The 20,507-nt window shown below is 73.6% G+C and carries 17 protein-coding genes; 6 read left to right on the top strand and 11 right to left on the bottom strand.

What is annotated here, in order from left to right; genetic code table 11:
• Positions 1-3 precede the first annotated feature (3 nt).
• Complete coding sequence (gene ppk2, locus SJY07_RS07115; RefSeq protein ID WP_380158018.1) at positions 4-879, bottom strand: polyphosphate kinase 2; 876 nt, start codon at positions 877-879, stop codon at positions 4-6.
• A 56-nt stretch (positions 880-935) separates the two neighbouring features.
• Here ppk2 and SJY07_RS07110 point away from each other — a divergent pair, with 56 nt between their 5' ends.
• From SJY07_RS07110 to SJY07_RS07095, 4 genes are read left to right on the top strand one after another with little or no spacing between them, the layout of a single operon-like run.
• Positions 936-1,217 (top strand): hypothetical protein, encoded by a 282-nt coding sequence (locus tag SJY07_RS07110; protein WP_328294950.1) that lies wholly within the window; start codon positions 936-938, stop codon positions 1,215-1,217.
• 12 nt (positions 1,218-1,229) lie between these two features.
• Positions 1,230-1,472 carry a hypothetical protein gene (locus tag SJY07_RS07105; RefSeq protein ID WP_328294951.1) on the top strand — a complete coding sequence of 81 codons (243 nt, stop codon included), beginning with the start codon at positions 1,230-1,232 and terminating at the stop codon, positions 1,470-1,472.
• Between the two features lie 41 nt (positions 1,473-1,513).
• Positions 1,514-3,535, top strand: a complete 2,022-nt coding sequence (glgX, locus tag SJY07_RS07100) for a glycogen debranching protein GlgX (RefSeq protein WP_380158015.1) — start codon at positions 1,514-1,516, stop codon at positions 3,533-3,535.
• 41 nt (positions 3,536-3,576) lie between these two features.
• On the top strand, positions 3,577-4,056 hold the full coding sequence (locus SJY07_RS07095; protein ID WP_380158013.1) for a hypothetical protein: 480 nt from the start codon (positions 3,577-3,579) through the stop codon (positions 4,054-4,056).
• Here SJY07_RS07095 and SJY07_RS07090 read toward each other — a convergent pair.
• Positions 4,053-4,871, bottom strand: a complete 819-nt coding sequence (locus tag SJY07_RS07090; protein ID WP_380158011.1) for an RDD family protein — start codon at positions 4,869-4,871, stop codon at positions 4,053-4,055. The two genes, SJY07_RS07095 and SJY07_RS07090, sit on opposite strands and share 4 nt — an antisense overlap.
• 46 nt (positions 4,872-4,917) lie before the next feature.
• On the opposite strand from SJY07_RS07090, the gene SJY07_RS07085 reads away from it, so the two are divergent.
• Positions 4,918-6,819 (top strand): S9 family peptidase, encoded by a 1,902-nt coding sequence (locus SJY07_RS07085; protein ID WP_380158009.1) that lies wholly within the window; start codon positions 4,918-4,920, stop codon positions 6,817-6,819.
• On the opposite strand, the gene gap is transcribed toward SJY07_RS07085, so the two are convergent.
• Positions 6,820-7,815 (bottom strand): type I glyceraldehyde-3-phosphate dehydrogenase, encoded by a 996-nt coding sequence (gap, locus tag SJY07_RS07080; RefSeq protein ID WP_328294956.1) that lies wholly within the window; start codon positions 7,813-7,815, stop codon positions 6,820-6,822. It abuts the gene before it with no gap.
• A gap of 74 nt (positions 7,816-7,889) precedes the next feature.
• On the bottom strand, positions 7,890-8,843 hold the full coding sequence (locus SJY07_RS07075; protein WP_380158006.1) for a GlxA family transcriptional regulator: 954 nt from the start codon (positions 8,841-8,843) through the stop codon (positions 7,890-7,892).
• Positions 8,844-8,865: 22 nt separating this feature from the next.
• On the opposite strand from SJY07_RS07075, the gene SJY07_RS07070 reads away from it, so the two are divergent.
• A complete protein-coding gene (locus tag SJY07_RS07070; protein ID WP_380158004.1) occupies positions 8,866-9,864 on the top strand; it encodes a stage II sporulation protein M in 999 nt (332 codons plus the stop codon).
• A gap of 1 nt (position 9,865) precedes the next feature.
• Here the strand turns inward: SJY07_RS07070 and SJY07_RS07065 are convergent, their stop codons facing one another.
• The 7 genes from SJY07_RS07065 to SJY07_RS07035 form a co-directional block, all read right to left on the bottom strand.
• Entirely contained in the window at positions 9,866-11,236 is a 1,371-nt protein-coding gene (locus SJY07_RS07065) for an AAA family ATPase (protein ID WP_380158002.1), read from the bottom strand.
• Complete coding sequence (locus tag SJY07_RS07060) at positions 11,217-12,167, bottom strand: serine hydrolase domain-containing protein (RefSeq protein ID WP_380157999.1); 951 nt, start codon at positions 12,165-12,167, stop codon at positions 11,217-11,219. Before SJY07_RS07060 ends, SJY07_RS07065 begins: the two co-directional genes overlap by 20 nt.
• A gap of 38 nt (positions 12,168-12,205) precedes the next feature.
• The gene (locus SJY07_RS07055) at positions 12,206-13,993 is read right to left on the bottom strand and encodes an ABC transporter ATP-binding protein (RefSeq protein WP_380157997.1); all 1,788 of its coding nucleotides are present in this window, start codon (positions 13,991-13,993) and stop codon (positions 12,206-12,208) included.
• On the bottom strand, positions 13,990-15,534 hold the full coding sequence (locus tag SJY07_RS07050; protein ID WP_380157995.1) for an ABC transporter transmembrane domain-containing protein: 1,545 nt from the start codon (positions 15,532-15,534) through the stop codon (positions 13,990-13,992). Before SJY07_RS07050 ends, SJY07_RS07055 begins: the two co-directional genes overlap by 4 nt.
• A 32-nt stretch (positions 15,535-15,566) precedes the next feature.
• The gene (locus SJY07_RS07045) at positions 15,567-17,381 is read right to left on the bottom strand and encodes an ABC transporter ATP-binding protein (RefSeq protein ID WP_380157993.1); all 1,815 of its coding nucleotides are present in this window, start codon (positions 17,379-17,381) and stop codon (positions 15,567-15,569) included.
• Positions 17,378-19,102, bottom strand: coding sequence for an ABC transporter ATP-binding protein (locus SJY07_RS07040; protein ID WP_380157991.1), 1,725 nt, complete (start codon positions 19,100-19,102; stop codon positions 17,378-17,380). The genes SJY07_RS07045 and SJY07_RS07040 overlap by 4 nt, the downstream gene beginning before the upstream one ends.
• A 67-nt stretch (positions 19,103-19,169) precedes the next feature.
• Complete coding sequence (locus SJY07_RS07035; RefSeq protein WP_328294965.1) at positions 19,170-20,486, bottom strand: DUF58 domain-containing protein; 1,317 nt, start codon at positions 20,484-20,486, stop codon at positions 19,170-19,172.
• Positions 20,487-20,507 lie beyond the last annotated feature (21 nt).

Genomic DNA, 20,507 nt, shown 5'->3' with positions numbered 1-20,507 from the left:
TTCTCAGTTCCCGGGGACGCGCTCGGTCAGGGTGGGGAACACGTGTCCCGGGTCCTCGCCCTGTTCCAGCACCCGTCCGGCGGGTCCGAGACCGACGATGAGCGGGTCGGGGGTCCCCACGACGTCGAGGTCCTTGTCGTCGTAGGGGAGCATCGCCAGGACGTGGCGCATCGCCTCGATCCGGGCCCGCTTCTTGTCGTTGCTGCGGATCGTCGTCCAGGGCGCGTCGGCGGTGTCGGTGTAGAAGAACATCGCCTCCTTCGCCTCGGTGTAGTCGTCCCAGCGGTCGAGCGACTGCAGGTCCATGTCGGAGAGCTTCCAGCGCCGCACCGGGTCCTCGGCGCGCGACGCGAACCGGGTCCGCTGTTCGGCCCGGGAGACGGAGAACCACATCTTCACCAGCCGGATGCCGCTGCGGACCCACATCCGCTCCAGCTCCGGCACCTGGCGCATGAACTCCAGGTACTCGGTGGGGGAGGCGAAACCCATCACCCGCTCCACCCCGGCCCGGTTGTACCAGGACCGGTCGAACAGGACGATCTCCCCGCCCACCGGCAGGTGCTGGACGTAGCGCTGGAAGTACCACTGCGTGCGCTCGCGGTCCGTCGGCTTCTCGAGGGCGACGACCCGCGCACCGCGCGGGTTGAGGTTCTCGGTGAACCGCTTGATCGTCCCCCCCTTGCCGGCCGCGTCGCGCCCCTCGAAGAGCAGGACGACCTTCTCCTCGCGCGCCTTGACCCAGCTCTGCAGCTTCAGCAGCTCGATCTGCAGGCCCTGCTTGAGCTTCTCGTACTCCTTGCGGGACATCTTCTCCTCGTAGGGGTAGCCCTCCCGCCAGGTCTCGTCGCCGCCGTCGGCGCTCCCGACCGCCTCTTCCACCTCGTGGTCCTTCACCTCGCGGACGTGCCCCGTGAGCGCCCCGGTGAAACATCCCGGTGCGCGCGAGCGCGCGAGCGCTGGTGGACTGGTGGGGTGAGCCACGTCGTCGCACCGGTCCGGTCGGCGCTCTTCGGCGACTCCCCGCCGTCGTCGTGGTGGGCGCCCACGACCTGACGCACTTCGTGCCGGTCCCGGAGGTCGTCGCGCACCTCGCCGCCGACCCGTCGATGTTCTCCGCGGACCGCTTCCACCCCTCCGCGGCCGGCTACCGCGCGATCGCCGCCGCGCTCGCCCCGGTGCTGCGCACGGCCGCGCGTGCCCTCCGGCAGGCCCCCTGAGATCCTGGCGGGGTGAACCTGGAGGACGCCGCGTCGTGGGCCACCATCGCCGGGGGAGTCGCGGTGCTCGCGGCGTTCCTGCGCGGGTGCGTCCTCGTGGCGATGAAGTACCACGCCCGGGAGGTCCGCCGGTGGGAACGGACCGAGGCGGGGCTGGACTCGGGGAGGTTGCGCTGGTGGAACGGGGTCCGGGCCCGGTGGCGACTGCTCTGGGCGAAGGGCCGGTTGCGCACCCGCCGGGAGGAGCAGGACTAGATCGACTCGCGGGACCCCGGTTTCTGCCCGACGATCTCGAGGTGGACAACAGCACCCCCTACCCCCTCGGCGTGACGATCCGCCAGGACGGGTTGAACGTCGCCGTGTACTCCGAGACCGCCGAGGCGGTCGACGTCGCCGTCTTCGGCGAGGACGGCGCCGAGACCCGTCACCGGCTGGCGCAGCGCACCGGTCACGTCTTCCACGGGGTCGTCACCGGCGGCGCCGGCACCCGCTACGGGTTCCGCGTGCACGGCGAGTGGGAACCCGCGGAGGGCCTGCGGCACAACGCCGCGAAACTCCTGCTGGACCCCTACACCCGGGCGGTCGAGGGCCAGTGGGGCGCCGGCGAGGAGACCTTCGGGCACACCTTCGCCGATCCCGAGCTGCGCAACGACGCCGACTCCGCCCCGTCGGTGCCGCGTTCCGTCGTCGTCGACCCGTCGTTCGACTGGTCCGGGGACACCGCTCCGCGCACCCCGCTGGCCGACACCGTCGTCTACGAGGTCCACGTCAAGGGTTTCACGAAGCAGCACCCCGACGTGCCCGAGGAGATCCGCGGCACCTACGCCGGCCTCGCGCACCCGGCCGCGATCCAGCACCTCACCGACCTCGGCGTCACCGCCGTCGAACTGCTGCCCGTGCACCAGTTCGTCCAGGACTCCCACCTGGCCGAGAAGGGCCTGCGCAACTACTGGGGGTACAACTCGATCGGGTTCTTCGCCCCGCACAACGAGTACAGCGCGGCCGGCGACGGCGGTGGCCAGGTGCGCGAGTTCCAGGAGATGGTGAAGGCCCTGCACGCGGCGGGTCTCGAGGTCATCCTCGACGTCGTCTACAACCACACGGCCGAGGGCAACCACATGGGCCCGACGCTCTCCCTCAAGGGCATCGACAACGGTTCCTACTACCGCGTGGTCGAGGAGGAGCCGGAGAACTACTTCGACACCACCGGCACCGGCAACAGCCTCAACGTCTCCCACCCCGCGGCGCTGCAGCTGATCCTCGACTCGTTGCGCTACTGGGTGACCGAGATGCACGTCGACGGGTTCCGGTTCGACCTCGCGACGACGCTCACCCGGCAGTGGGGCGACGCGCACGTCCACTCCGCGTTCCTCGACATCGTGCACCAGGACCCGGTGCTGGCCGGGGTGAAGCTCATCGCCGAACCGTGGGACACCGCCGGGTACCAGGTCGGCGGGTTCCCGGCTCGCTGGTCGGAGTGGAACGGGAAGTACCGCGACGACGTCCGCGACTTCTGGCGCGGGCAGAGCACGCTCGGGGACTTCACGAAGCGCCTGACCGGCAGTCCCGACGTCTACGAGGCCGACCGCCGCTCCCCGCTGTGCAGCGTCAACTTCCTCACCGCCCACGACGGGTTCACCCTCGCCGACCTCACCGCCTACGACGAGAAGCGCAACGAGGCCAACGGCGAGGACAGCAAGGACGGCGAGAGCGACAACCGCTCCTGGAACTGCGGCGCCGAGGGCCCAACCGACGACGAGACCGTCAACGCGTTGCGCGACCGCCAGCGCCGCAACCTGCTGACCACCTTGCTGCTCTCGGCCGGGGTGCCGATGATCCTGGGCGGGGACGAGATGGCCCGCACCCAGAACGGCAACAACAACGCCTACTGCCAGGACGACGAGATCTCCTGGTTCGACTGGGAGAACGCCGACCGCGAGCTGCTGGCGTTCACCCGCGACCTGCTGACGCTGCGTCGGGAGACCTCCGCGCTGCGCGGGGCCTGGTACCGCGGCGACGGTCTCGACGGTTCGCCCGACGCGGTGCTCTCGCTGCGCGCCGACGGTGAACCCATGACGCAGGCGGAGTGGGACGACGGCAACGCCCGGGCCTACGCCGTGCAGTTCAAGGCCGAGGGGTCGCCCACGGTCCTGCTGCTCGTCAACGGGGCCACCAACCCCGTCGAGTTCACCGTCCCGAAGCCGCCCGCCGGTCCCTGGAAGCTCGCCGTGTCCTCCGACCCGCAGCAGGACGTCGGCCGTGAGGTCGAGACCCTGCTCGTGGGGGAGTGGTCGACGACGGTCCTGCGTTCGGCCTGAAACTCCTGGCGTGACCTCTCACCCGGCGCGATGATCGCCGGGTGAGAGTTCACCGCTGGCCACCCGCCGTCGAACCCGACGAGCTCGGGGCGATCGTCCACGGCCCGGTGGTCCTGGCCCGCTCGCCGGGGGTCGTGGCGGCCCTGCGGTGCGTCTTCGCGCACACCGGCGGGTTGTCGTTGCCCTTCGTGCTGCGCGCCGAAGGGGTGCAGGCGGAGGCGGCGAACCGGCAGAGCACGAGTCACCGGCTCGCTCTGGAGGACATCGGTCCGGGGACGTTCTCCGAACCCCGGGTCGTCGTCCGGGTCGGGGAGGCCGAGGGACTGGCGGACGCCTCCCAGGCCACCTCGTCGGGAGGCGACGACGCCTACGACCTCGACGCCAACTTCTGGATCGACGCACTCCCCACCGACGGCCGGATCGTCGTCACCGTGAGCTGGGTGCAGGCCGGGCTCGCGGAGTCCCGGACCGAGCTCCGGCTCCGGCCGTGGACCGGGGACGACGTCCTGCGGTTGCTCTAGGCCCGCCCGATCGTCCGTTCGAGTTCCCGGGTCCGCGCCTCGCGACGTTGCATCCGTTCGAACTCGCGGTCGCGGCGTTCGACGAGGACGGCCACGAGGAAGCGTTCCGGGTCGGCCTGCGCGGGCGGGGCGGGGTTCACGAACGGGATCAGCGCCCCGGCGAGCTGGAGACCCAGCGCGGTCCGTGAGGCCGGGTTCAGGGTGGCCGTGCGGGCGAGGAACTGCCGGGCTGCCGTCGTGGTGTCGAGCGGGAGCCGGCCGATGTCGGCGGTGCGGGCCCAGCCCGCCAGTTCCGGCGGCATCGGCGGCAGCGGGACGTGGCGGGCGGAACTGCGTTCGCGCACGACGTAGGTCCCGGCCAGCAGGTCGCCGACCCGCTTGCCCCGCTGGGTGATCAACGAGCAGATGATCGCCGGGCTGCCCGCCAGGCTCCAGAGTTCGAAGAGCCCCAGGACGGCGCGCACGAGGGAGTGCCGGAAGCGCACCGGGCCGCCGTCGTCGCGCACGACGCGGACGCCCATGACGAGCTTGCCCACCGTGCGCCCGCGGGTCGCGGTCTCGACCGCGACGGGGATGCCGACGAAGCAGAGCACCGTCTCGGCCAGCGTGATCGCCGCGGAGGCGGCCTCGTCGGTGTCGGAGAGCAGCGCCGACGTCCCCCACAGCAGGGCACCGAAGACGAGGCCGACGATCACGGCGTCCAGCAGCGCGGAGAGCATCCGGGACGCGAACGACGCCGCGCGCAGGCCGAGGACGACGGCCTCACCGGTGACGATCTCGCCGACGGGTTCCCCGACCGGGCCAGCAGCACTCACCACCCCACCGTATCCGGGCGGCCCGACCCGGGTGCACGATGCTGGAGTGGACTCGCACGGCTCCTGGACCTCACCTCTCACCGCCGACGCCGTCGCCGCGGCGGCACTGCGGTTGACCGCCGTCGCCCTCGACGGGGAGGGGCGTACGTGGTGGTCCGAGGGCCGTCCCGCCGAGGGGGGCCGGGTGGCCGTGATGCGCCGCGACCCCGACGGCGGGGTCGTCGAGGCGACCCCGTCCCTGGACGCGCGGACCCGGGTCCACGAGTACGGCGGCGGCTCCTGGGGGCTGGTCCGGTCCGCGCAGGGCGAGGTCGGGGTCGTCGCGGCCTCGGCGGGCGACCAGCGCTGGTTCCACGTCAGCGCCCCGCACCGCGCGCCGCGCCCGCTGACCCCGGCCGACGGGGTCCGCTACGCCGATCCCGTGCAGGTGGGGGACGGGGTGGTGCTCGTCGCCGAGGACGTCTCCGGTGAGGTCCCCCGGCGCGCCCTCGTGCACGTCCCGCTCGACGGTTCCGGCCCGCGGGAACTCTTCAGCGGGCCGCGGTTCCTGGCCGCGCCGCGGCTCTCCCCGGACGGGACGCGACTGGTCTGGATCAGCTGGGAACACCCCGACATGCCGTGGCAGGCGACCCTGTTGTGGGAGGCCTCCGTCGTCGACGGGGGACTGCGCGACGTGCGGGTGCTGGCCGGGCAGGACCAGCGGCAGTCCCTGGTCCACCCGGGTTTCGCCCCCGACGGCACCGTCCTCGTGGTCAGCGACCGCGACGGCTGGTGGAACCTGCACGAAGTGGTCGACGGCGGGCTGCGTCCGGTGCTGCCCGAGGCCGCCGAACAGGGTTTCCCGCCGTGGGTGTTCGCGACGACGTCCTGGGCGGCGCTGGACGCCGAGCGGATCGCGCTGATCCACGCGGCCGACGTCGGGTACCGCCTCGACGTGGTCCACCGGGGTTCCGGGGAACTGCACCGCCTCGACCTGCCGTTCACGGCCTGGACCCCGGTGCTCGCCGCCGTGGACGGCCGGATCGCCGCGATCGCGGCCTCGCCGACCACCCCCGCCGCGGTCGTCCTGCTGGACCCGGCGACCTCGGCCGTGGACGTCGTGCGGTCGGCCGCCGCGGCACCCGACCCCGCCTACCTCCCCGTCCCGCGCCCGCTCGAGGTGTCCAGTTCCGGGCGGACCGTCCACGCCCACCACTACCCGCCGACGCACCCCGACCACGTGGACGGCGGGCCCGCCCCGCACGTCCTGTTCGTGCACGGCGGACCCACCGCGCAGTCGCAGGCCGCGTACTCGCCGGAGTTCGCGTTCTTCACCTCCCGCGGCATCGGGGTCGTCGACGTCCAGTACGGCGGGTCCACCGGGTACGGCCGCGCGTACCGCGAGGCCCTCGACGGCAACTGGGGGATCGTCGACGTCGAGGACTGCGCCGCCGTGGCCCGCCGGCTCGTCGCCGACGGTCTCGCCCCGGCCGGGCAGGTGGGCATCCGGGGTGGCAGCGCCGGCGGATTCACCGTCCTCGCGGCATTGACCGGGACCGACGCGTTCTCCGCCGGGACCTCCTACTACGGGGTGGCGGACCTGCGGGCGCTGGCCGCCGAGACCCACGACTTCGAGTCCCGCTACCTCGACTCCCTGGTCGGTCCGCTGCCCCAGGCCGAGGCGGTGTACGTCGAGCGGGCGCCGCTGTCCCACGTCGACGACCTGTCCTGCCCCGTCCTGCTGCTGCAGGGAGCCGACGACCCGGTGGTCCCGCGGGCCCAGGCCGAGGCGTTCGCCGACGCGCTGGCCCGCAAGGGGTTGCCGCACGCGCTGCTGGTGTTCCCCGGTGAGCAGCACGGGTTCCGCCGGGCCGAGAACGTCGTCGCCTCGCTCGAGGCGGAACTGTCGTTCTACGGGCAGGTCTGGGGTTTCGTCCCGCCCGGCGTCCCGCGGCTGCCGCTGCGCTGATCAGCGCGCCAGGAGTTCCAGGGTGTCGACGACCCGGTTCGAGAAGCCCCACTCGTTGTCGTACCAGGCGACGACCTTCACGTGGCGGCCGTCGACCCGGGTCAGGGCGGAGTCGAACACCGCGGAGGCGGGTCGGCCGGTGATGTCGCTGGACACCAGGGGTTCCTCGGAGAACTCGAGGATCCCGTTCAGGGGCCCGTCGGCGGCGGCGCGGTAGGCGGCGAGGACCTGCTCGCGGGTGACGTCGCGGGCCACCGTGGTGTTGAGCTCGACGATCGAGCCGACCGGCACGGGGACCCGGATCGAGTCGCCGGACAGCTTCCCCGCCAGGTTCGGCAGGACCAGCCCGATGGCCTTCGCGGCGCCCGTCGTCGTCGGGACGATGTTCACCCCGGCCGCGCGGGCGCGCCGCAGGTCGCGGTGCGGGCCGTCCTGCAGGTTCTGCTCCTGGGTGTAGGCGTGGACGGTCGTCATGAACCCGTGCTCGATCCCGGCGAGGTCGTCGAGGACCGAGGCCAGCGGGGCCAGCGCGTTCGTCGTGCAGGAGGCGTTGGAGACGATCGTGTGGGCCTGCGCGTCGTAGGCGCCGGTGTTCACGCCGTAGGCCAGGGTCACGTCCGCACCGTCGGCGGGGGCGCTGACCAGGACCTTGCGGGCCCCGGCCCGCAGGTGGGCCCGCGCGGCGCCGGCCGCGGTGAAGCGTCCCGTCGACTCCAGGACGAGGTCGACCCCGAGTTCCGCCCAGGGCAGGTCCGCCGGCTCGCGTTCGGCGAGCACGCGCACGCGCCGCCCGTCGACGACGAGGTCGGAACCCTCGACCTCGACGGTGCGGTCGAACCGGCCGAGGGAGGAGTCGTAGCGCAGCAGGTGCGCCAGCGTCCCGGGGGCGCTCAGGTCGTTGACGGCGACGAGTTCCAGGTCGCTCCCGCGGGTGAGGAGGGCGCGCAGGGTGTTGCGGCCGATGCGGCCGAAACCGTTGATGGCGATGCGGGTCATGCCTCGAGGTTCGGTGTTCCGCCGGCGCGCGACCAGTGGCCGCAGCGACACCGGCCGCAAGGATCCCGCCAGGGTCAGGGGGCGAACGTGTGCCGGTAGGCCGTCGGGGAGGTCCCGAGGACCCGCCGGAAGTGCAGCCGCAGGTTCGCGCCGCTGCCCAGCCCGACGCGGTCGGCGATCTGCTCGACGCCGAGGTCGCTGCGTTCCAGGAGTTCCCGCGCCGCGTCGATCCGCGCCCGCAGCACCCACTGCATCGGGGTGTACCCGGTGCCCTCCAGGAACCGGCGCGAGAACGTCCGGGCCGACACCCGCGCGTGACGGGCGAGCGCCTCCAGCGTCAGCGGTCGCTCGAGGTGGCGCAGCACCCACTCCCGGGTGCCGGCGTAGAGGTCGTCGACCGGTTCCGGGACGCTGCGCGGGACGTACTGGGCCTGGCCGCCGCTGCGGTAGGGCGCGGTGACGAGGCGACGGGCGGTGTGGTTCGACAACCCGACGCCGTGGTCGCGCCGGACCAGGTGCAGGCACAGGTCGAGCCCGGACGCCGCGCCGGCGGAGGTGAGGACGCTGCCCTCGTCGACGAAGAGGACGTTCTCGTCGACCCGGACCGCGGGGTGGCGCTGCGCGAGGGCCCGCGCGTAGTGCCAGTGCGTCGTCGCGCGCAGGCCGTCCAGCAACCCGGTGGCGGCCAGGGCGAAGGCGCCGGTGGAGATCGCGGCGAGGCGGGCACCGCGGGCGTGCGCGGCCCGCAACGCCTCGACCACCTCGGGGGCGGGACGGGTCGTCGCGGGGTCGCGGTAGCCGGGGACGAACACGGTGTCGGCCTCCTGCAGCGCCTCCAGACCCTCCGCGACCTGGTAGGCCAGCCCGTCGCCACCGCGGACGGCGCCGGGCCGCGCGCCGCAGACCCGGACCTCGTAGGGCATGCTCGGGCGCCGCGCGAAGACCTGGGCGGGGATCCCGACGTCGAGGGGTTTCGCGCCGTCCAGCACCAGGACGGCCACCCGGTGCGCTCCGCCCGTCCCCGCCACGGGTCGACGGTAGCTTGGGGGGGTGGACGTCGACGCCTTCCGAGCGGTGCACGAGCACGAGTGGACGCGGTTGCGCCGCCTCGTCGGGCAGCGCCATCTCAACGGCCAGGAGGCCGACGAACTCGTCGTGCTCTACCAGCGGACGGCGACCCACCTCTCCTCGTTGCGCTCCGCGCAGTCGGAGCCGGTGCTCCTCGACGAACTCTCCACCGTGCTGGTCCGGGCGCGGGCGCGCCTCACGGGATCGCGCTACACGGCCTGGCGCCAGGTCGTGCACTTCACGACGCGGGGACTGCCTGCGGCGTTGTGGCGGGTGCGCTGGTGGACGTTCGGGGCGGCCGCGTTCACGATCCTGCTCGCCGTCGTCTCGGGGGTCTGGATGGCCGGGAACCCCGCCGCCCAGGCGAGCCTGTTCGGCTCCGACGAGAACGTCCGTCAGCTGGTGAACTCCGACTTCTCGGGCTACTACTCCGAGTACGGGCACGCGTCCTTCGCCGGGAGGGTCTGGACGAACAACGCCGTCGTCGCCGCGACCTGCATCGCGCTGGGCATCACCGGCGTCTTCGTCGTGGTCGCCTTGACCCAGAACGCCGTGAACGTGGGGCTGCAGGGCGGTCTGCTCATCGAGAACGGCCGCGGTGAGCTGTTCTTCGGGTTGATCCTGCCGCACGGTCTGCTCGAGCTGACCGCGGTGTTCGTGGCCGCCGGCGCGGGGATGAAGTTGTTCTGGGCGTGGGTCTCTCCCGGCGCCCGCACCCGCTCGCAGTCGTTGGCCACCGAGGGCCGGGCGATGATGGGCATCGCCCTCGGCCTGGTGTTCGTCCTGTTCGTGTCGGGACTCATCGAGGGTTTCGTCACCCCCTCGGGCCTGCCGACGTGGGCGCGGATCGGCGTCGGGGCGCTGGCCGAGGTCGCGTTCCTCACCTACGTCCTCGTCCTGGGCCGACCCGCGGCCCGGGCGGGGGAGACCGGCGACCTCGAGGAACGCTTCGCCGGCGACACCGCGCCCGTCAGCGCGTAGCTCAGCCGCTGCCCAGCAGGCTGCGGGTGAGCGACTCCGCGTCGGAGAGCAGTTCGTCCAGCGCCGCCCGCACGTCCTCGTCACGGACGTCGTGACCGGCCTCGGCCCCGAACAGGACCGCGCGACGCAGCAGTTCCTTCGCGAAGCTCGCCGTGACCCCGGCGCTCCGGGCGGCGGCGTCGCGCAGCACCTCCTCCGACACCCCGAGCCCGCGGGCGTAGAGGCGGAACAGCTCCAGGCGGGCGGCCTCGTCCGGCAGCGGGACCTCCACGGCCAGGTCGACCCGGCCCGGGCGTTGCGCCAGCGCCCGTTCCAGCAGGTCCGCCCGGTTCGTCGTGAGCAGGAACGCGACGTCGGCGTCGCCGTCGAGGCCGTCCATCGCGTCCAGCAGCTCGAAGAGCAGCGGCCGCTCGCCGGGGGAGTGGCCGCGGTCCTCGGCGACGAGGTCGCAGTCCTCCAGCACGACGATCGCGGGCTGCATGGCCCGGGCCAGGTGCGCGGCCAGCGTCACGAAACCCAGGGTCTGACCGGCGAGCAGGACGACCGTCGTCCCCTGCGCGCGGGCCACGAGGTGGCGCACGGTGAGGGTCTTGCCGGTCCCGGGCGGGCCGTAGAGCAGGATCCCGCGCTTGAGGTGCTGGCCCGCCCGTGCCAGCTGCTCGGCGTGGGCGCCCACCCCGACGACGTGGCGCGCGATGCGTTCCAGCGCACCGTCGGGGAGCACGACGTCACCGGCCCCCACGGTGGGACGGTGGACGAAGGTGATCCCGGAGTTGTTGTGCTCGTAGGGCGACCCGGAGAACGACAGCACCTGTCCCCGCAGGACGCTGTGCTCGATCATCAGCCGGCGGACCTCGGTGATGAACTCCGGGACGAGGCCCTCCTCCGGGCAGGCGACCTCGAACCCCGCCGGGTGCCCGCTGTGCCGTTGCGCCGAGCGCTGCAGCACCGCGACGGGCCGCCCGTCGAAGTGCAGCATCCGCACCCCGAACGCGACGACGCGCCGGGTGGTGTCCGGGCCGGTGGGCAGGTTCACCCGGTCCACGGCGCCGGTGCCGAACCGGCCGAAGACCCCGGACAGGAAGTCGGAGAACCCCTGGTGGTTGCGCTGGTCGCCACCGCCGATGCCGACGACCTGCTCCCCGCCGCCGCGTTCCGCCAGCAGCGTCAGGGCGATGTCGAGGTCGACGTACTGGTGCTCGGGGACCTCCTCGCGCACCACCGGCACCTGCTGGGCGGGGACGCCCAGGAAGGCGCCCACCACGTCCCCGACGGCGGGCCGGGACTCGTCCGCGTCGACCTGCTGGGAGTGCACGACGTCGTCCAGGAACGTGCGGATCGACCGGGCCAGGTCACGGGTCTCTGCGTCCATGCCCTGATCGTGTCGGGGGGCTCGGACACTGCGCCACCGACTTCCGGAAACCGGTCAGGTCCACCCGCGAACGGTCCGGGTGGACGCGGTTCGTGAGCAGCACCCGACACGTCCCCCGCACCGGGTCCAGGAGCAGCGACGTCCCGGTGAACCCCGTGTGGCCCAGGTGGTCCGGGGTCGGCATCCAGCTCGGGTCACCCACCCGCAGACCCTCCCCGGAGCTCATCCGCCGCCACGACCCCTCCGAGAGCAGGGTCCGCTCCAGCAGGCCCCGACCCAGGGCGTGCACCTCCTCGGCGGTGCCGAACAGCCCGGCGTTGCCGGCCGGGCGCTGCAACGAGGCCGCGAACTCGTCGTGCACCACACCCCGCGGGGTACCCGTCTCGGTGGCCGGGACGGGCTCCGCCACCGGCCAGAAGAGCGGCCCGCCCAGTCCCAGGGGGTGCGTGACGAACTCCTCGAGCAGGGAGTCCAGCCCCTGCCCGGTGGCCTCCTCGGCCAGGTGCCCGGCGGTGACGTAGCCGACGCAGGAGTAGCGGAACTCCACCCCCGGCGCCGACTCCAGCGGCGCGTCGAGGGCCCGCTGCAACCGCTGCGCCGGTCGCAGGTCGGTGCGGCGCCACACGTCGGACACCGCGGGCAGACCGGAGGTGTGGGCCAGCAGTTGCCCGATCGTGAAACCCCGCTCGGTGGGGCGGTCGAGCTCCAGGGCACCGACCTCGGCCAGGGAGTGCACGACGGTGGCGGTGAAGACCTTGGTCAGCGAGGCCAGGTCGAAGCGGGTGGCTGCGGTGACCGGGGTCGGGTCGTCGTGCGCCAGGGTTCCCGCCACCGCCCGCTGCACGGGAGCGCCGGGGGCCGAGGACACCGCGCTCGCGCCGGAGAACAACCGGTCGCGGAGACCGGCGGCGAGGGCGGCGCTGAGCTCCACGTCGCGATCCTCCCACCCCGGCCCGTGATCCCCCGGGATCACGGGCCGGGGGTGGTGGGGCGGGACCAGGTGTCCCACAACCGCGCGTAGCGGCCACCGAGTTCGAGCAGTTCGGCGTGGCTGCCCAGCTCGGTCACCTGCCCGCGTTCCACGACGGCGATGGCGTCGCACACCGCCGCCTGGGACAGCCGGTGCGCGACGACCAGCGCCGTCCGTCCCGCCACGACCGCCACCGCGGACTGCTCCAGGTCCCGCGCACCCGCGCTGCCCGCCTCGGCGGTGGCCTCGTCCAGCACCACGACGGGCGGGTCGCGCAGCACGATCCGGGCCAGGGCCAGCTGCTGCTGCCGGGCGGGGGACAGGGGGAGCTCGCCCGGCCCGACCCGCGTGCCCAGCCCGTCGGGCAGCGCCTCGACCCAGTCCTGCGCGCCGACCACGGCCAGCGCCCGGTGCAGGTCGGCGTCCGTGGCGTCGGGACGGGCCAGCGTGAGGTCCTCGCGCAGCGTACCGGTGAAGACGTGGGACTCCTGGGCGATGACCCCGATCCGCTCCCGGACCGCGACGGCGTCCAGTTCGTCGAGGTCGGCGGCGCCGGATCGGCCCACCAGGGTGATGGTCCCGCCGCTCGCGGGGAACACCCCGCCGACGACCGCGGCGAGCGTCGTCTTGCCGGCCCCGCTCTCGCCGACGACGGCCAGCGAGGTCCCCGCGGGGACGTCGAGGTCGATGCCGCGCAGGACGAGGTCCTCGTCGGCCCCGGAGTCGGAGTAGCTGTGCCGGACACCGCGGATGCGCAGCGAGACCGCTTCGCGGGGGGCCCGGGCCAGGGCCGCGGGATCGGCGTCGGGTGCGACGGGCAGGTCAGTGACCCCCACGAGACGCCCCAGCGCGGCGGCCGCGCGCTGCACCTCGTCGAAGCTCAGCAGCAACGACCCCAGTGGCCCGAAGAGCCGGTGGAAGAGCAGGGCCGCGGCCGTCACGTCACCGACGCTGACGTCCCCGCCGCGGACGAGGAGGAACCCCGTGAGCAGCAGGCTGCAGAGCCCGACCGCCTCCGCGCCGTTCATCGAGACCGACAACCGGGCGAAGGTGGCGAGCGCGGCCAGCGACGCGCCGATCGTGCGTTCGGAGGCGACCTCCACGCGGGCGCCCTGCAGTTGCGCCATCTCGTAGGCGTGCACCGTCGAGGCGCCGTGGAAGGACTGCAGGACGACCGTGGAGCGCTGCGCGGCGACGGCCCGTTCCCGCGCGTAGAGCGGTCCGGCCTTCGGGAGGTAGTCGCGCAGGCTCAGCGCGTAGACCGGGAAGACCACGCAGAACGCGAGGGCGAGGCGCCAGTCGAGGGAGACGAAGCCGACGGCGGAGAGCAGGACCGTCAACGCCGAGGCCAGCACCGTCGCCCCGAGCTGGACGGAGGAGGTGAACAGCTCGACGTCCTCGGTGACCCGGGAGGCGACGTCGCCGGAACCGGCGCGTTCCAGGACGCGCGGCGACATCCGCAGCGAGCGCTCCACGACCTGCTCGCGCAGGTCGGCGGCGATGCTCGCGCCGAGGCGCTCGGCGTCGCGACGGGCCAGGGCGGTCACGACCGCGGTGGCGACCGCGGTCACGGACAGCCACACCAGGACGGGCGTGAGCGACGTGCCCGTCCGCACGACGTCGACGGCGCGACCCAGCAGCAGCGGCAGCGCGACCGTCCCGGCACTGGCCAGCGTCGTGGTGACCAGGGCCGCCGCGAGCTCACCGGGGTTGCGGGTGGCCGCGCGGGCCAGCACGGCGGCGCTGCGCCGACCGGTGGCGACGGGCAGGGCGTGCGAGGTGCTCACCGCGTCACCGCGCTCGCGTAGTCGGGGTCGGTGAGCAGCTCGGCGTGGCTGCCGGTGCGGTGCCGGCCGTCGCCGGTCAGCAGCACCACCCGGTCGCAGCGGGCCAGCAGCAGCGGGGACGTCGTGACGAAGACCGTCGTCCCGGTGCCGGCCCGCAACCGGCGGATCCCGGCCGCGACACGGTCCTCGGTGACGGCGTCGAGGGCCGTCGTGGGGTCGCGCAGGACGAGGACCTCGCGGTCGGCGGCCAGCGCCCGGGCCAGGCCGATGCGCTGGCGCTGACCCCCGGAGTAGTTGCCCCCACCGTCGGTGAGCGGGGTGTCGAGGTCGTCGGGGGCCGCCGCGGCGTCCAGCGCGAGCGCCAGGGCGACCCCGCGGCCGGCCGGGGCGGGCCCGGAGTCGAGGGCGTCGGCGAGGGTGTCGCCCAGCAGGTGCGTCTGGGCGGGCTCCACCAGGGTGCCCGCCCCCGCGGCGAGCGCGGCCGTCACGGCGTCGGCGGTCGCGGTGTCCGTGGTCACCACCCCGAGGACCTCCCCGGGCACGGTCCGCACGCCCCGCACCGGCACCGTCGCCGTCGCGGTCGGGAGTGCGGGGGCGCTCGCGGGCACCTCGAGGATCGAGGCGACCCGTCGCGCGCTCGCCCGGGACACCGCGAGCTGCTGGACGCACGAGCTGACGTTGCGGACGGGGTCGGCCAGGAAGCTGGCCATGCCCACGACGGTGACGAACTCGCCCACGTCGAGGCGACCCTGCTGGACGAACGTCCCGGCGACGGCGGCGGTCGCGACCAGGACGGCCCCGGTGGCCAGGGTGCTGACGCCGACGACGACCGAGGTCCCCGTCGCGGCCTGGACCGCCGCGTCCCGCGAGGTGCGGCTGGCGAGGTGGTAGCGGCGGACGGCCTCGGGGACCCCGCCGAAACCGCGTAGCGGCCGCAGCCCGTTCAGCAGGTCCGCGGCGACGGCGGCGGCCAGACCGGCGCTGCGCTGGCGGGTGTGCATCTGCTTCTCCAGCCGCGGGGCGAGGGCCTGCAGGCCGAGGACCAGGACGGGGACGCAGACCAGGAGCCCCAGGCCCAGGGCGAGGTCGATGCGCAGCAGGACCACGGCCGAGACGAGCATCCCGAAGCAGCCCGCCGTGCCCCAGCTGACCAGGGCGAGGGACTCCGCCGCGTGCCGGGTGTCCGACGTCGCGATCGAGAGGGCCTCCCCGACCTGGCGTTCCCGCAGGACGGCGGGCTCGCGCAGCACCGCGCGGGCCACCGCGGTGCGCAGGAAGTGCGCCTCGGCGAACTCCGCCCGGTCGATCGTCCAGAACGCGAAGGTCCCCGCGCTGGTGAGGACCGCGAACAGCACCAGCACCGCCGCGATGGACACGACGATCGAGCGGGTGTCCCCGGTGCGCACGGCGCCGTCGACGACGGCGCCGATGGCGACCGGGACGAGGGCCTCGCAGGTCTGGTGCAGCATCGAGGACCCGCAGCCGATCGCGGCGGCGCGGGGGTGCCGTCGGAGGACGTCGACGACGGGGCGGGAGGACACGAGGGGTGACGCTAATCCACCCGCACCCGGGGTCACTCCACCTCGGCCGCCGCCCCGGAGAACTGGGCGTCGTGCAGCCGCGCGTACGGCCCGCCCGCGTCCACCAGGTCGACGTGGCGACCCTGTTCCACGACCCGACCCGACTCCATGACGAGGATGAGGTCGGCGTCGCGGATCGTGGAGAGCCGGTGCGCGATGACCAGGCTCGTGCGGTCGGCCCGCAGCGCCGCCATCGCGTGCTGGACCACGCGTTCGGTGCGGGTGTCCACCGAGGAGGTCGCCTCGTCCAGCACCAGCACGTGGGGTTTCGCCAGGTAGGCCCGGGCGATCGTGATGAGCTGCTTCTCGCCGGCGCTGATGCGTCCCGCGTCGTCGTCCACCAGCGTCTGGAAACCGTCGGGCAGGGTCTGCACGACGGTGTCCACGGAGGCGGCCCGGGCGGCCTCGAGGACGTCCTCCTCGCTCGCCGAGGGACGCGCGTAGGCGATGTTCTCGGCGATCGTCCCCTGGAACAACCAGGTGTCCTGCAGCACGATCGCGGCCCGCGAGCGCAGGTCGGCCCGAGACATCGTCGCGACGTCCACCCCGTCGAGCAGGATCCTGCCCGCGTCCAGCTCGTAGTAGCGCAGCAGCAGGTTCACCAGCGTCGTCTTGCCCGCGCCCGTCGGCCCGACGATCGCGACGGTGTGCCCGGGTTCGGCGACGAAGGAGAGGTCCTCGATGAGGGGCTTCTCGGGGGAGTAGCGGAACGACACGTGCTGGAACTCGATGCGGCCCGGGCCGGAGGGTTTCGGCCCGTCCACCGGGTCCGGCGACATCGTCGGGGCGTCGAGCAGTTCGAAGACGCGTTCGGCGGAGGCGACCCCGGACTGCAGCATGTTCGCCATCGACCCCAGCTGGGCCAGCGGCTGGGTGAACTGGCGGGAGTACTGCACGAACGCCTGCACGCCGCCGATGGTGAGGGTCCCCCCGGTCACCATCGTGGCGCCGACGACGGCGACGGCGACGTAGACGAGGTTCCCGACGAGCATCGTCGAGGGCATGATCGTCCCGGAGAGGAACTGCGCGCCCGAGCTCGCCGTGTACAGCTCGGCGTTCTTCGCGGCGAAGCGGTCCCGGACCTCCTCGCGGCGCCCGAAGGCGGTGACGACGTCGTGGCCGGTGAAGGCCTCCTCGATCTGCGCGTTCAGCTGGCCCGTCTCGCGCCACTGGTTCACGAACAGCGGCTGCGACCGCTTCGCGATGACCACCACGATCCCCAGCGTCAGCGGGATCGCGACCAGGGCGAGCAGCGCGAGCTCCCAGGAGATCGTGAACATCATCGCGACGACGCCGATGACGGTGAGGACCGAGACCAGCGCCTGCGACACCGTCTGCTGCAGGCTCTGGGAGATGTTGTCGATGTCGTTGGTGACCCGGCTCAGCAGCTCCCCGCGGGGGGTGGAGTCGACGTGGGAGAGCGGCAACCGGTGGATCGTGGCCTCGACGTCGGCCCGCAGCCGGAACACCGTGCGCTGCACGACGCGGTTCAGCAGGACGCCCTGGGCGTAGGCCAGCACCGCGGACCCCACGTAGACGGCCACGGCCTGCAGGACGACGTCGCGCAACCCGTCGCGGTCCAGCGGCTGCCCGCGGAACGCGGTGGCGACGACGAAGTCGGTGGCCCGCCCCAGGAGCTTGGGGCCCGTGACGTTCAGGCCGACGCTCGCCACGGCCAGGACCAGGACGAGGACGAGCCGGGGCAGGTCCGGGCCCATGCGGCGCAGCAACCGCTTCGCCGAGGGCAGGAAGTCCACCGACTTCTGCGGCGGCCCCGCCATCCGCATGGGTCCTCCGCGCCCGCTCACGCAGCCACCTCCAGCTGGGAGCTGACGATCTCCAGGTACGTGGGGCAGGTCTCCAGCAGTTCCCGGTGCCGGCCCCGGCCGACGACCTTCCCCGCCTCCAGGACGACGATCTCGTCGGCGTCGACGATGGTCGAGACCCGTTGCGCCACCACGAGGATGGCCGCGTCGGGCAGGGTCCGCGCCAACGCCGTCCGCAACCGGGCGTCGGTGGCGGTGTCCAGCGCCGAGAACGCGTCGTCGAAGACGTGCACGGCGGGGGACTGCACCAGCATCCGGGCGATGGACAACCGCTGGCGCTGCCCGCCGGAGACGTTCGTCCCGCCCTGGGAGATCGGGGCCTGGAGGGCGCCGGTCATCTCCCGCACGAAGTCCGCGGCCTGCGCCGTCGTCAACGCGGCCCACAACTCCTCGTCGGTGGCGTCGGGGCGACCGAAGCGGAGGTTCGAGGCGACGGTCCCCGCGAAGAGGTAGGGCCGTTGCGGCACCAGGCCGACGCGTCGCCGCAGGTCGACGTCGGAGAGTTCGCGCAGGTCCACCCCGTCGAGCAGGACCGTGCCCGCGGACACGTCCGCGAGCCGGGTCGCGAGGTTCACGACCGTCGTCTTGCCGGACCCGGTGGACCCGATCACGGCCGTCGTGCGACCGGGCAGGACGTCGAAGGTGACGCCGTCCAGGACGGGCCGGTCCGCGCCCGGGTAGCTGAACCCGACGTCGCGGAACTCCATCCGCCCGCCCGAGGTGACCTCGACGGGTCCGCTGCTGTCGTGCACGGAGGGCGCGGTCTGCAGGACCTCGCCGATGCGCCCGGCCGACACCGCCGCGCGGGGACCCATCACGGCCAGGAACGTCGTCATCATCACGCCGGTGAGGATCTGCACGAGGTAGGACAGGAACGCGATGAGGGCCCCGACCTGCAGTTCCCCCGACTCCACCCGCGCGGCGCCGAACCAGACGACCGCGGCGCTGGCCAGGTTCACCACCAGCGTGACGAAGGGGAAGACGACGGCGAAGAGCCGCCCGGTCCGCATCGCGACGTCGGTGAGTTCCTCGTTGGCCCGCCCGAAGCGGGCCTGCTCGGCGTCCTCGCGGACGAAGCCCCGGATGACCCGCAGCCCCGTCAGCTGCTCGCGCAGCACCCGGTTCACGGTGTCCAGCCGCTTCTGCAGCACCCCGAACAGCGGCCCGAGGCGCACCATGATCACCGCCATCACCGCCACCAGCAGCGGGACGGCCACGACCACCAGCCAGCTCAGCCCGACGTCCTCGCGCAGCGCCATGACGATGCCGCCCACGCAGAGGATCGGTGCCGAGACGATCATCGTGCAGGTCATCAGCACGAGCATCTGCACCTGCTGCACGTCGTTGGTGCCGCGGGTGATGAGCGAGGGGGCACCGAAGCGGCCGACCTCGGCCTTGGAGAAGGACAGCACGTGCTCGAAGACGGCGCCGCGCAGGTCGCGACCCATGGCCATGGCCGCTCGCGCCCCGCACCACACGGCCGCGATCGTCGCCACCACCTGGACCAGCGTCACCCCGAGCATCAGCAGACCGGTGTGGACGATGTAGCCGGTGTCCCCGGTCGCCACACCCCGGTCGATGATGTCGGCGTTGAGACGGGGCAGGTACAGCGAGGCCACGGTCTGCAGGACCTGCAGGACCAGGACCCCGATCAACAGCCCGCGGTGCGGGCGCAGGTGCTCTCGGAGCAGGGGGAACAACACGAGGTTCAGGTCTAGCAGCCGCCGCGCCCCGTGACATCAGACTTTCGTGTCCCCGTCGAACCTGTGGTCAGAGGCGCCCCGCGGCCTTGAGCGCGAGGTAGCGGTCGGCCAGGGCGGGGGCCAGCCCGTCCGGGTCGGCGTGCACGACCTCGACGCCGAGCCGGGTCAGCAACCGGGCCGTGCGGTCGCGTTCGGCTGTGGCGGCCTCGGCGGCGGCGGCGGTGTAGACGGCCTCGGCGTCGGAGCGGCCGCGGGCCAGCTGCGCCAGCGCGGGGTCGTCGACCGCGGCGAGGACGACAGTGTGCCGGGTCGCGAGCTGCTCCAGCACCCCGAGCAGCCCCGAGTCCAGGACCGAGGAGTCCAGGGCGGTCAGCAGCACCACGAGCGAGCGCTGGCGGGCCGTGGTCCGGACCTCCGTCGCCACGGCGTCCCAGTCTGCCTCCACGAGGGAGGGTTCGAGCGGGGCGAGCGCCTCCACGAGCGAGGGCAGCAGGTCCCCGCGGGTGCCGCCCCGCACCCGGGCGCGGACGCGGCGGTCGTGCGCGACGAGGTCGACGCGGTCGCCGGCCCGGGCGGCGAGCGCCGCGGTCAGCAGGGCCGCCTCGATCTGCGCGTCCAGGCGGACGCTGACCTCGCCGCTCAGCGAGCCCCCCGCGTCCAGGCGGGCCGCGGAGGTGCGGGAGGTGTCGAGCACGAGCAGCACCCGGCGGTCGCGTTCGGGACGCCAGGTGCGCACGACGACGGCCTGCCGGCGTGCGCTGGCGCGCCAGTCGATGGAGCGGACGTCGTCGCCGTCGACGTACTCCCGCAACGAGTCGAACTCCGTGCCCTGACCGCGGTGCTGGACGGCGCTGCGGCCGTCGAGCTCGCGCAGCCGGGCCAGGCGGGACGGCAGGTGCTTGCGGGACGTGAACGGCGGCAGCACCCGCAACCGCCCGGGGACGGGGGTGGAGCGCTGCCGGGCGGCGAGGCCGAGCGGACCGGCGCAGCGCAGGGTGACCCGGTCGCTGAGGCGGTCCCCGCGGCGGGTGGGGACGAGGACCGTCGTGACGCGGCGGCGTTCCCCGGCGGGGAGGTCCAGGCGGTGCCGGGAGGAACGGGCCCCGGCGGAGGGGACCCAGGCGTCGCGCAGGAGCCCCCGCACCCGCTTGCCGCCGGTGTTGTGCACGAGCAGCTCCGTCTCGCGCGGTTCGCCGAGACGCACCGCGCTCAACGGCGGCCGCTGCACCTGCAGCGAGCGCGGCGACGGCGCGAGGACGACGTCGAGGACGACCAGGACCACGCTGAGGGCGCACCAGAGCCAGACCGCGGCCCACCCCGGCCAGGCCACGACGAGGACCAGCCCCGCGAGGACGAGCAGCACGGCCCGTCCGGTCAGCGCCATGTCAACCCCACGTCACGGCCC

The sequence above is a fragment of the Kineococcus sp. R86509 genome (assembly GCF_042466365.1).
Classification (GTDB): Bacteria; Actinomycetota; Actinomycetes; order Actinomycetales; family Kineococcaceae; genus Kineococcus.
Note: the sequence above shows the minus strand (reverse complement) of the source record. Positions and strands in the feature narration are given on the sequence as shown.